The organism is Nocardia sp. NPDC049707 (assembly GCF_040674855.1).
GTDB lineage: Bacteria > Actinomycetota > Actinomycetes > Mycobacteriales > Mycobacteriaceae > Nocardia.
Genome location: NZ_JBFANN010000091.1, coordinates 1 through 10,725 on the forward strand (window position 1 = coordinate 1; position 10,725 = coordinate 10,725).

A 10,725-nucleotide genomic window follows, 5' to 3' on the forward strand; every position below is an offset into this window, starting at 1 on the left:
ATCGGGATGCAAAGTCCCGATAACTTCGAGAAGTCACTCCGCGCGGCCGCCTGAAGCTGCATAAACCCCCTGTCCACCGTTTGAGGGAAACCTCAGTGAACGCACCCCACCTCGTCGCCCTGGTCCGCGCCGGGGCCCGCTTCGAACGCGGGCACCTCATCGAAAGTCCCAAGAGCAACGCAGCGTGAACTACTCCTCACCCGCTTGATCTACCTCGACTCATCCCCTACGGACTTTTCGAGAAGCGTGAACGACTTGGGCGTACCGCCCGGCTGCGGCTTACCCTCCTTGCGTCCCATAACCCGATAGCCGGCGTTGAGGTAGTACGCACTCAGACGGGCGTTGGTAGCCAGGCAGTCCAGACGAACCAACGGTCGTCCCGCCTCGGCCACGCGGCGCTCCGCGACCCGCAGAAGCTCCCGCCCTGTCCCGGGCGGGACTCTCCTGCGGTCCACCATCAGCCGGTGCACGTAGCCAGCCGTCGGCGGCTGAGGTCCCCAAGCGTCCTCGTCCTCCCACCAGAGCTCCCAGGCCCCGACCACACGATCGGCAACCTCCGCGAGCCATACCTCCCCGCTCTCCATGATCCGGCGGAAGTGGCCCTCGCCCAGCTCACCAGGCTGCCACTGACCAGTGACGCCTTGGGCAAGCATCCAGCGCGCCGCGTCGTCGCGTAGACGCACGACGGCGGCAAGATCGGCGTCGTCAGCGAGACGGAAGCGTAGATCGTTCACGCCGTGATCTTCGTACAGGCGTCCGCCTCCGCATCGATCGGCTGCAAGGAGGCTTCCCTGGAAGAAGCACAGCACCCATCGCCGCATGAGCGAGCTCAATTGATCGCTGAGTAGCCGGAGGGGGTCTCACCCTCCGGCCCTCGCAGAACCGTGCGTAAATCTCTCGATTTACACGGCTCGTGTCGTTCTGATCACCAGACGCTGGGCATGGACGGAATCCACTGCCAGTGCGCGAAGAACCGGGGACGCAGCGCCACCGCTTTCTCCCACGCCTTCAGGGCCTTCTTCCGCCCGCGCAGCCGCCCGTACTTGTTGCGCAGCCACCGCATCAGGTAGGCGTTGATGCGTCCCAGGAGGGGATACAGCACCGACCGGTAATACTTCCCGTAGTACTGCATCCAGCCCCGCACGATCGGATTGATCCACCGTGCAAGGTCTTTCTCGGTGAGGCTGGTGCATCGGTGCAGTCGCCACGACCGCACCTGCGCGCCCATCTTCTTGATCGCGTCCCTGCTGGCGGCCGGGTTGAACCCGAGCATCAGTTTCCCCGACCTCAACCGCACCCGGCGCGGACGAAAATCGAACCCCAAGAACGTAAACGACGTGTGCGCATACTCACCGCGCCGTCGCCCGTCCTTGCAGTACACGATCCGCGTCTTGTCCGGATGCAGTTCCAACCCGACCTCGCTCATCCGCACCCGCAGCGCCGCCAGGACCTTCTCGGCCTCGGCGAGGCTATTGCAGTGCAGGACAGCATCATCGGCATAGCGTTCGAACCGGACACCCGGATGTTCCCGGGTCATCCACACGTCGAACGCGTAGTGCAGAAACAGGTTCGCGAGCACAGGAGAAATTGCCGACCCCTGCGGGGTTCCGTTCTCCCGCACCACCACGGCGCCATCGGGATACTGCACCGGCGCGGCAAGCCACCGCTTCACATACAGCATCACCCACGGCAGGTCGCAGACCGCCGCCACCGCCTTGCAGACCAGGTCCCACCGGACGCTGTCGAAGAACGAGCGGATATCGAACTCGATCACCCAATCGTGCATCCAGCAGCGTTCCCGGCAGACCCCGACCGCATCCAGCGCGGAACGATTCGGCCGATAACCGAAGGAATCCGGATGAAAGACCCGTTCGGCTCTCTCCTCCAGCACCCCGGCCACCACCGTCTGCGCGACCCGATCGGCCACGGTCGGCACCCCCAACATCCGGGTGCCTCGTCCTGGGCCTTTCGGAATCTCGACCGCACGCACCGGCGGCGGGAAGTAGCTGCCCGAAGACAGCCGATTCCAGACCTTATACAGGTTGCCCTTCAGGTCTTCCTCGAACTCCCCGAGCGTCACCTCGTCCACCCCGGGCGCGCCCCGGTTGGCCCTCACCTTCTCATATGCCTCCCAGACAGCCCGCTTCGAAATCTCGAACGGCTTGTCCGGCAACTTCAACGCATTCACGCGACTCCTCCCGAACCCCAACGGGTTTCGGTTGATCGGACGAACACCGCCACGAACGACCCGGCCCCTTCGCTCCGCTCCCGTTACAGGAGCTTCACCACTACTACGAGCCGGTCCGCCGGCGCACCCGACGACGGTACTCAACCCCTCGCGGTCTTGGGCCGCTTGGAGCGCTCCCTGTCCCCCGGCCTCGGCCGGAGTGTGTCCGGGACACGCCTTCTCCAGTTCCGCGCAGAAGCAGCAGATCGGACTCACGTCGCCTGAATGCCGGACACCACCTGGCCAGTCGGCAGGCTCCCGCCAGGCTCTTCCCGAAACACCTGTGACGCTTCGGTTTTGATGTCGTCTTCGTCAATTTCGACACGTCATCAGCGATTCGCTCACGCTCGTCTTCCCGATCCCCACCTGACGCCTCTCACGACGCCTTTTCCCTCATCGTTCACCACGACGGTCTTCAGCCAACGCAGCATGAGGCGGTTTGAAGCCTCCCCCTGCAGGGCGGCTCCGAAGGGCCATACCTTCATCTCCCACGCAGCACCGCTCCAGATCGGTTCTCCTACAACACCTCTCCTTCGCGTCCAGGACACAACACAGGAATTGACAATTACTCGGCGCGATCCCTCCATCCGATCTAACCACTAGGGAACACCCGCTCGTACCGCCTATCGCGCGTTCAGGCCATCAGAATCGCGGACAGCTGGCCGGACGACAACCCCGCCGAGTGAGCCGCCACGCTCCCCCGAAAAGTGTTGAGCAGGTCAGCGTCTCGGTCATGGGCCAAGATAAAGGCGCTCGCATGGCAGGCGCGGGTAGCCGCGGGTATCACCGAGGTCTACGGTGACGGCGTCGACGTAGTGCTGCGCCTGGTGATCCCGCATGAAGATCAACGCTGCGGTGAGGCAGGCGGCGAAGTCGAATCGGGCACCGTGGAGGAACACGCTCAGATGTACATCCGGCTCTCCTGGGTGCGGAGATATGTTCTTGCTCATGACTTCTCGTTATCGACAACGCTGATCGACTCGGCATCTATTGCGTCTCCTTCGGTCGTGTCGTCGTAGTCGGTGCACCAACCGTCTTCGCCGACCACGGTGATTCCGTTCGCGGTGTGGCAGAGTGTGACGCTATCGACCGGGGCGAGTGCCAATTTCTCTGGCGTACGCTCGTGGAAGATTGCGCGCAAGGCCGCCGCGGACGGCGCTATCTCGGCCTTATGGTGTCGTTCAACCTCACTCATGGCGCACAACTCCGATGGCGGTGGGCGCGAAGTCCGCCCGGTCATCGACAATCCGCACGCCGACCCACGGGCACGGCTGCGGGTTCGCCATGATCGGCGCGTGATCGGCAATACGGTCGTCGGCTATCGGAACCATGCCCATGCACAGTCGCGACGGGCACGCCACCGATACCAACTTCCCGGTGCTGGCGCTGAATATTGCTGCGCCGCACAGGGATAACTTGATCCATGGTCCACATGTGCACTCAGGCATCGGCCGTCCTCCGTCGCATCGGCTGCCCTGAGCACGCGCGGATCGCATCGACGATCACGAGGCCGGACGGCCGGAACGTGCATCGGGGTGGTTGAACCCAGCGCCGGAACTCCACACAGTGATCGACCGGAGACGGGAGGGCGATGGTGCCGCCGGTGCGTACGACAGAGACGTCGAGGCGGAACATTTCCGCGAACAGGCGCACGTCATCGGGGATGTCCGGTCGCACCAGGTAGGTCCAGCGGCCCGAACGCGGATGCGACAGAATCGGACCAATATCCGAATCATGTTGTCGCATACGCGATTTGACGGCTCGTCCGAGATGGCCGGGCATGATGAGCGCCCAAACATGTTCGGCTTTCATGATGATTCGCCCGAGGTGCGGCGGGTCGACGGTGGCGGGCAGGTCGCACACCCGCCGGTAGTAGTGGCAGCGGGAAACGGGGGTGTCGCCAAAAGCTATGTGGTCCATCGGTTTTAGACCTCTGCTGACGTTGGAGTGGCTTGGGTGCGCCCGGCCCCTGAAAACTCCTGGGAGTAGGAAGCTCTCTCCGGGCGCGTATTCAGAACACCACTCGACGCGCCGAAGCTCTACGGTTCAGCGGGAACTTTTCAACGAAAACCAGCAAAGTTCCACCGCGGCTGTCAGTCTGGTTCCAATCACAACCGGATTCTTGGAGGGGCAAGACAGATGGCTACTGGTTCCACGCTGCCGAGGCGTTTGCTGGGGCGCGAACTCAATGACCTGCGGCAGAACGCTGGCATAACCATGGACGTGGCCAAGAAGGCCATCTCCGTTGGTAAGCAAACGATTTGGCGGATGGAGACCGGACAACCGGTGCGCCTGCGACTCATCGATATCGAAAGGCTGTGCCAGGTCTACGGGGCAACCGAGGAGAAGACCCAAGTCCTACTCGGGCTGACCGAGGAAGCGCAGGGCAAAGGATGGTGGCATGCCTATGGCGACGCCATCCCCAAGCACTTCGATCTCTTCGTCGGACTCGAACAGGCAGCCCATCGGCTGACCACGTACCAATCGGCCCTCATCCCCGGTCTGTTGCAGATACCCGAATACCGCCGCGCGGTGCTTTGGGAGGAGTTCCCGAACGTCGAAACGGCGGAGATAGAACGGCGTGTGGAGCTGTGGTCGCGGCGGCAAGCTCGAGTCACTGATGATGAGAATCCGATCAAGTTGGATGTCATTCTGGACGAGTTGCCGTTGCGCCGACCGATCGGGGGACCTGCCGTGATGACGGCCCAGCTACGACACCTTGCAGAGGTCAGTCGGTTGGACAATGTGTCGGTTCGGGTCGTTCCAGCTTCGGCAGGCACGCACGCGGGACTCTTGGTCGGTACGTTCGTCCTGCTCGAATTCCCGAAACATCCGACAGCCCACCTCACCGAACCGCCGATCGTCTACGTCCAGGGGTATACCGGCGCGCTGTACCTCGAGAAACCTGAGGAAGTACAGCAGTACCAGGACGCATACACTCGGCTACAGCGTTCGGCATTGGATGAGGTCGCGAGTCGACGGCTCATTCTCGAGATTGCAGAGGAGTTGACCCGGTGAGTGTTGATATGTCGGGGGCACGGTGGTTCAAGAGCAGTCGCAGCAGCGGCAGCCAGGACTGTGTAGAGGTCGCCTTTGTCGATAGCGGCATGGTCGGGGTCCGGGACTCCAAGAATCCGGCTGGCCCAGCGCTTGTCTTCACGCCTTCAGAGTGGGATGCCTTCACCGCTGGCGTGCACGACGGCGAGTTCGACCGGCCGTAACCGCTACCTCGACAACAAGAAGGCCCTCTAGCCGACGCTCGGTCAGAGGGCCTTCTTGCGGTCTGTGTGAGTGAAATCGAGTGCGCGCGTGGCGATATCGAGGACACCGTGGTTCGCTCGCTCATGACTGCGCCTCGCTGGCGCTCGCAAAGACCTTCCCTATGGGGGATACGATCGATCTCGTCCGTTATTCGACGAGCATGCGCCTGATGGATTCGCCACCCTTCGTATGATGCAGGCGGCCGAAGCGGCTGTCGAGGAGGCTGGCCATGGCGTCGGCAGCGCCGGTATAAGCGTCTTCGACCGTAGCCGCGCGATGGGTTACGGCGACCGGAGGCTGACCGGAAATGCGGGCCTCCAATACACATTGCTTATCGTCCGGACCGCCTTTCTGGGCATTCAGATCGGTCAGATGGACTTCGAGCCGGGTGATCTGCTCGGCGAAGCGGTCGAGTATCGAGGAAAGCGTCGATTCCACACGCTCGGCCAGCGATGCGCCACCGTGGATATTGCTGCCGGTATTGACCTGAATCTGCACGAGCATCTCCAATCTGATAGCTGCGGACAGCGCTGTCCGCGTACGGCTACCGACTCACTGAATGCGAACTCAGCAATCCGTCGGCAATGCCGACACTACCCGCGCGGATGTGTGCTCAGCAGATTCCCAGGTTCAGACCGCGCGCTGTTCCGCGCTCGTTATCGGCCGTCGTGAGGGGCCGAGAACTGGGCGCGATCGCCATGGGAACGAGCCGATGGCCGCCACCGCGAACAGGGCGACGGTCAGCCAGCCGAACCAGTCGCCGAATCGGCCATAGATGGTCTTGTCCGATTCCAGCGGGATGGTGGCGACCACCGATCGGGTGACCGTGATATCGGTCCGGGCCGACGCCAGGATATGGCCGCGGGAATCGCTGGCCACGAGTTCGCCGAGTTGAGGTGCGCGTGCGATGCCGACACCGGATTCGATGCCGCGCATGACGGCCATGCGGCTGTGCAGCCAATGGTCGTCGGTGAAGTCGAGGGCCGGGACCAGTAGCAGTAACGCCCCACGGTTCCGGTTCTCGCGCACCAGATCCGGACCATCCAGGTCGAAACACACTGCCAGCGCCCAGGGTTCGCCCGGAATGCGCTGCCAGGCGGTGCCCGGTTCGAGGTCGTCCTCCAGGCCGGGGACCAAGCGGTGCTTGGCGTATTCGAGTCCCGACGGATAGTCGATGGCGGCGTTGACACTGGTTCCGCCCGCGGTTTTCACTAATCCCGCGACGACGTGGATACCGCGCCTGGTAGCGACCTCGGTGAGCGGCCCGGCCAGCATCGGCAACGTCGATTCGTCGGCCTTCCATGCCTTTTCGGGCAAGACGACGACCTGCGCACCCTGATCGGCGAGCCTGTCGATCTCGCGGACGGCGCGGGCGACCATATCGCGACCGTCCGCCGAGTCCACCGGAACATATTCCGGCGGTTGGGAAACCGCGAGCAGACCGACGCGCACCGTATCCCGCTCCGGCGCACCGGCAAGGTGCCACCATCCGAACGCACCAACCGCGACAAATAGCAGGGTGGTCGCGCTCGCGATCCTGAACCGTTGTGCGCCAATAACTTCGGGAGCCGCCAGTACGGCTACCGTCGCCGGCACCAGCATGATGAGAAATGCGATTCCCCACGGACCGGTCACCGCCGCCGTCTGCATCAGCGGCAGCAGGTCGAATTGACTGTAAGCGATGCTCCACCACGCACCGAACTGCCCGGCGAGCGATACCGCGAACTCGAACGTCACCCACCCGGTCGGCAGGGCGAGCACCGCGAGCCCGAGACGCCCACGCAGCATCAATGCACGCGTCATCGTCACCAATCCGCCGAATACCACGGCGGTTGCGCCCAGCAGCAGCAGCGTGACGAGTACCGGTTGCTCGATCGTGTCTATGAAGTACGGCCAATACCGCAATCCGCTCCCACACCATGCCAGCAATCCCGCAAGGAACGACGTGCCCGCACCAACCCGTGGAGCTATCAGCAGCACCGGCAGCGGCGCGAGAAATAACAGACCGGGCAGCGGATGTAGGCCGGTGCCGAGATACCACAGCAACGCCGACACCAGAGCCGCGGCCAGGATCAGATAACGCTTCATCGAGAGCTCCACATTCGATCGGATGCTCTGATGGTCCCCGCGCTGACTTCTCCCGCACATCGCCTGCACGAGCGAATCCCACCTCACCCCTGAGCGCGAGTCGGCCCGGCGCTGTTCCACGGCCACAACGAAGTTCGGATGTGCGGACACGAACAGCAGAGCCCTATTCGGGCAATCGAGAGCGGCGGCTGCGACGTGATTTGCAACGGGCGGGTTCAGGCTGGGCGGCCGGGGATTACGAGGCCCGCTTCGTAGGCGAATACCACAGCCTGAACGCGGTCGCGCAGCCCCAACTTGGTAAGCACCGAGCTGACATGGGATTTCACCGTGTGCTCGCTGACGACGAGAGTGGCGGCGAGTTCGGCGTTGGAGAGGCCGCGGGCCAGGTTGCGGAGGATATCGCGTTCACGTTCGGTCAGTTCGTCGAGTTGGCGCATCAAGTCGGGGCGGGGCTGACCGCGTTGGGCCAGGTCGGCGATGAGGCGACGCGTCACGGCGGGCGCGAGCAGTGCGTCGCCCGCCGCGACTACGCGCACGGCCTCGATCAGTTGTTCGCGGCGCACATCCTTCAGCAGGAAGCCGCTGGCCCCGGCGCGCAGCGCGGCGTAGACGTATTCGTCCAGGTCGAACATGGTCAGAACCAACACCTTCGCACTGGTCTCGGCGCAGATGCGGGCGGTCGCGGCGACACCGTCCAGGCGTGGCATCCGCACATCCATGACCACAACGTCGGGTGCCAGTTCCAGCGCCCGCTCGACGGCTTCGAGCCCATCGACAGCCTCACCGACCACGGTGATATCGGGCTGGGTGTCCAGGATCAGCCGGAAACCGGCGCGGAACAGGTCCTGGTCGTCGACGACGAGCACACGCATGCTCAATTCTCCTGTGCGATAGGAAGTTCAGCGGTGACTTCGAAGCCTCGGGTCGGGCGCGCGGACGATGAACGCCCGTACTGCAGCCGCCCGCCCGCGCTGGTGACGCGCTCGCGCATCCCGATCAGTCCATGCCCCAGAGCGGAGCCGATCCCCACCGCGCGTCCTGCGCCGACCGAAGCTCCTGTGCCGGCCGCTGATGCAGGACCATCATCGGATACCCGCACCGTCAGCCGATCCTCGGACCACCGCAACGACACTCGCACATCAGTGGCCCCGGCATGCTTCATCGTATTCGTCAATGCCTCCTGCACCACCCGATACGCGGTGACCCCGATATCACCGGAAACCACACGGCGCTCACCGAATTCGTCGAGCGATACGGCCAACCCACTGCGCCGCGAGATCGCCACCAGATCAGGAATCGCCTCGATCCCGGGCTGATGCGGCAAATCATCGGTGCCGCGCAAAGCCCCGAGACTGCGGCGAAGCTGTCGCACCGCTTCGCGACCGGTGTCGGCGATGCCCGCGAAGGTCGCATCGGCGCGATCCGGATCGGTGCGGGTGAGCAGCGGGCCGGTCTCGGCTTGCACGATCATCAGCCCGACCGAATGGCCGACGATATCGTGCATATCCCGAGCAATGCGCAGCCGTTCCCGATCAACCGCGGCGACCCGCTCCTCCTCGAGCCGCCGCGCCCGCTCCTGCAACATCTCGATCTGGAGCCGCCGCGCCCGCACACCGGTACCGAGCGCCCACGCCGTCACGAACGACATGGCCGCATAGCCATAGGAATCCGGACTCTCGTTCGGAACGATCAGGGAGAACAGGATTCCGATACTCACGGTGATCAGCGCGAACCGCCGCGACCGAGACGCACTGTAGGCCGCGATTGTGTAAACGCAGACGATGGTTCCATACGGCAAGACGGGCATGGCATGCAAGCAGGCCAGCACCGTGATCGCGGGCCCGACCACGAGCAGCACCAGAATCGGCGCGCGCCGCCGCCACAGCACCGGCGCGGACGCGAGCACACAGCAGACGACCACCCACCACGGCGCCCGCGTCACGATCGCGGGTCCAACACTGGCCACCATGACCGCAACGGCCAGCAGGATATCTACCGCACCTGACGGCAACGCGCGCAGTCGTTTCGATGCCCAGGACGCGGCATCCGCTGCGGTCCGAGCAAGTACACCAGGAGAACTCATAGCAAATCCAGTGTCTCCCGCAAGCGGACCAACTCGCCTCCCGCCCCCGGATGATGTACCCCTCATCCTCGCGAGCGAGGCCGATTCACAGCGAACGCGCGTCGATCATCCAGATCTGACATGCTGCGCGGCAAGTTCGCGGTGCGGCACAGTGACAGTTATGGGCGAGCTGGACGCAGCGTGGCGGTCTGTGCGCGATCTGCTCGGGGCGGCAGCCAAGGACGCCAGCGCCGCAGCCGCCAGGGGGCCCACGCAAGCCGCCCACGGCATTAGCGAGGCCGTTGCCAGGGCTGTGGAGTCCGATGCGGCAAATGCACCGGCTTTAGCGGCCGCATTCTCCGACCTGCCCAGCGGGATCGCCACCACCGCAAGGTCTTCCACCTACGTACGCGGCCGCGATCTGATCGACGAGGTGGACTACAGCGCACTGCGGCGGACGGGGGGAACCAGGTCCTTGGGGAACTACCCGACGTTCGAAAGGATCCAGCAGCTACAAGGATTCGACGGCCCTGCCACCATCGCCACAGTGCACGAGGTCGACGCGGCGGTCGCGGCGGGCGGGCCGCGGTTGTTCCGTGGGTTCGAGGAGGATCGCTACCTCGAGGCCTTCGTCGCAGGCCCGGTGCGACCTGGCGGCGGTCCCACCGGATCAGGGACGTATGTCACGCCGCTGGAGAAGGTCGCACTCCACTACACCGATCCCACACGCAGACAGGACCTCGCCACCCGGCAGTCCCGGATGCTGCGGATGGCACTACGCCCCGACGCCAAGAAAATCACTCTGCGCGCACTCGAGTCCGACCGTACCCACACCCTGGCGCAACTCGAGCGTGAACTACGGGCCACGCGCAATATAGCCAACCCCACGTCCGAGGAGACGGCCCGCTACCATGCGCTACTGGACAAGCAGCTGGCGTTGACCGACATCGTCCAATACGGTGCCCTGCGCGGCTGGGACGCCATCGACGGATCCCCTGCGTGTCAGGCTGAGTTGAGTCCACCGGTTCACAGCAAATCGGCCTGACGCGGGGCGAGATTCGGATCGACGTTTTCATGACCAGTACGA

General features: G+C 64.1%; 13 protein-coding genes. 3 read left to right on the forward strand and 10 right to left on the reverse strand.

The window, feature by feature from the left end; all coding sequences use genetic code 11:
- Positions 1-209: 209 nt before the first annotated feature.
- The 6 genes from AB0J29_RS36405 to AB0J29_RS36430 all read right to left on the reverse strand — a co-directional run bounded on the left by AB0J29_RS36405 (position 210) and on the right by AB0J29_RS36430 (position 4,147).
- Positions 210-734 carry a GNAT family N-acetyltransferase gene (locus AB0J29_RS36405; protein ID WP_364795722.1) on the reverse strand — a complete coding sequence of 175 codons (525 nt, stop codon included), beginning with the start codon at positions 732-734 and terminating at the stop codon, positions 210-212.
- 191 nt (positions 735-925) lie between these two features.
- Positions 926-2,188, reverse strand: a complete 1,263-nt coding sequence (gene ltrA / locus AB0J29_RS36410) for a group II intron reverse transcriptase/maturase (RefSeq protein WP_364795725.1) — start codon at positions 2,186-2,188, stop codon at positions 926-928.
- A 770-nt stretch (positions 2,189-2,958) separates the two neighbouring features.
- Positions 2,959-3,177, reverse strand: coding sequence for a hypothetical protein (locus AB0J29_RS36415; protein WP_364795727.1), 219 nt, complete (start codon positions 3,175-3,177; stop codon positions 2,959-2,961).
- Positions 3,174-3,422, reverse strand: a complete 249-nt coding sequence (locus AB0J29_RS36420) for a hypothetical protein (protein WP_364795729.1) — start codon at positions 3,420-3,422, stop codon at positions 3,174-3,176. Before AB0J29_RS36420 ends, AB0J29_RS36415 begins: the two co-directional genes overlap by 4 nt.
- Complete coding sequence (locus tag AB0J29_RS36425; protein WP_364795732.1) at positions 3,415-3,558, reverse strand: hypothetical protein; 144 nt, start codon at positions 3,556-3,558, stop codon at positions 3,415-3,417. Before AB0J29_RS36425 ends, AB0J29_RS36420 begins: the two co-directional genes overlap by 8 nt.
- Before the next feature lie 109 nt (positions 3,559-3,667).
- Positions 3,668-4,147, reverse strand: coding sequence for a DNA-directed RNA polymerase subunit beta (locus AB0J29_RS36430; protein WP_364795735.1), 480 nt, complete (start codon positions 4,145-4,147; stop codon positions 3,668-3,670).
- A gap of 219 nt (positions 4,148-4,366) precedes the next feature.
- On the opposite strand from AB0J29_RS36430, the gene AB0J29_RS36435 reads away from it, so the two are divergent.
- Both AB0J29_RS36435 and AB0J29_RS36440 read left to right on the forward strand, forming a co-directional pair.
- Positions 4,367-5,245 carry a helix-turn-helix transcriptional regulator gene (locus AB0J29_RS36435; RefSeq protein ID WP_364795736.1) on the forward strand — a complete coding sequence of 293 codons (879 nt, stop codon included), beginning with the start codon at positions 4,367-4,369 and terminating at the stop codon, positions 5,243-5,245.
- On the forward strand, positions 5,242-5,448 hold the full coding sequence (locus AB0J29_RS36440; protein ID WP_364795739.1) for a DUF397 domain-containing protein: 207 nt from the start codon (positions 5,242-5,244) through the stop codon (positions 5,446-5,448). The genes AB0J29_RS36435 and AB0J29_RS36440 overlap by 4 nt, the downstream gene beginning before the upstream one ends.
- Before the next feature lie 187 nt (positions 5,449-5,635).
- Here the strand turns inward: AB0J29_RS36440 and AB0J29_RS36445 are convergent, their stop codons facing one another.
- From AB0J29_RS36445 to AB0J29_RS36460, 4 genes are all read right to left on the reverse strand, one after another.
- Complete coding sequence (locus AB0J29_RS36445; RefSeq protein ID WP_364795754.1) at positions 5,636-5,992, reverse strand: HPF/RaiA family ribosome-associated protein; 357 nt, start codon at positions 5,990-5,992, stop codon at positions 5,636-5,638.
- A 126-nt stretch (positions 5,993-6,118) separates the two neighbouring features.
- Positions 6,119-7,576, reverse strand: a complete 1,458-nt coding sequence (locus AB0J29_RS36450) for a nitrilase-related carbon-nitrogen hydrolase (protein WP_364795745.1) — start codon at positions 7,574-7,576, stop codon at positions 6,119-6,121.
- Positions 7,577-7,791: 215 nt separating this feature from the next.
- The gene (locus tag AB0J29_RS36455; protein WP_364795747.1) at positions 7,792-8,448 is read right to left on the reverse strand and encodes a response regulator transcription factor; all 657 of its coding nucleotides are present in this window, start codon (positions 8,446-8,448) and stop codon (positions 7,792-7,794) included.
- A 2-nt stretch (positions 8,449-8,450) separates the two neighbouring features.
- The gene (locus AB0J29_RS36460) at positions 8,451-9,659 is read right to left on the reverse strand and encodes a sensor histidine kinase (RefSeq protein ID WP_364795750.1); all 1,209 of its coding nucleotides are present in this window, start codon (positions 9,657-9,659) and stop codon (positions 8,451-8,453) included.
- A 160-nt stretch (positions 9,660-9,819) separates the two neighbouring features.
- Between AB0J29_RS36460 and AB0J29_RS36465 the strand changes: the two genes are divergently transcribed.
- Positions 9,820-10,683, forward strand: coding sequence for a hypothetical protein (locus AB0J29_RS36465; RefSeq protein ID WP_364795752.1), 864 nt, complete (start codon positions 9,820-9,822; stop codon positions 10,681-10,683).
- Positions 10,684-10,725 lie beyond the last annotated feature (42 nt).

What these genes read in the sequence shown, in the direction of transcription:
- AB0J29_RS36415 (WP_364795727.1), bottom strand. Translation starts at nt 3,177, where the DNA reads ATGAGCAAGAACATATCTCCGCACCCAGGAGAGCCGGATGTACATCTG.
- AB0J29_RS36420 (WP_364795729.1), bottom strand. Translation starts at nt 3,422, where the DNA reads ATGAGTGAGGTTGAACGACACCATAAGGCCGAGATAGCGCCGTCCGCG.
- AB0J29_RS36425 (WP_364795732.1), bottom strand. Translation starts at nt 3,558, where the DNA reads ATGGTTCCGATAGCCGACGACCGTATTGCCGATCACGCGCCGATCATG.
- AB0J29_RS36430 (WP_364795735.1), bottom strand. Translation starts at nt 4,147, where the DNA reads ATGGACCACATAGCTTTTGGCGACACCCCCGTTTCCCGCTGCCACTAC.
- AB0J29_RS36435 (WP_364795736.1), top strand. Translation starts at nt 4,367, where the DNA reads ATGGCTACTGGTTCCACGCTGCCGAGGCGTTTGCTGGGGCGCGAACTC.
- AB0J29_RS36445 (WP_364795754.1), bottom strand. Translation starts at nt 5,992, where the DNA reads ATGCTCGTGCAGATTCAGGTCAATACCGGCAGCAATATCCACGGTGGC.
- AB0J29_RS36450 (WP_364795745.1), bottom strand. Translation starts at nt 7,576, where the DNA reads ATGAAGCGTTATCTGATCCTGGCCGCGGCTCTGGTGTCGGCGTTGCTG.
- AB0J29_RS36455 (WP_364795747.1), bottom strand. Translation starts at nt 8,448, where the DNA reads ATGCGTGTGCTCGTCGTCGACGACCAGGACCTGTTCCGCGCCGGTTTC.
- AB0J29_RS36460 (WP_364795750.1), bottom strand. Translation starts at nt 9,659, where the DNA reads ATGAGTTCTCCTGGTGTACTTGCTCGGACCGCAGCGGATGCCGCGTCC.
- AB0J29_RS36465 (WP_364795752.1), top strand. Translation starts at nt 9,820, where the DNA reads ATGGGCGAGCTGGACGCAGCGTGGCGGTCTGTGCGCGATCTGCTCGGG.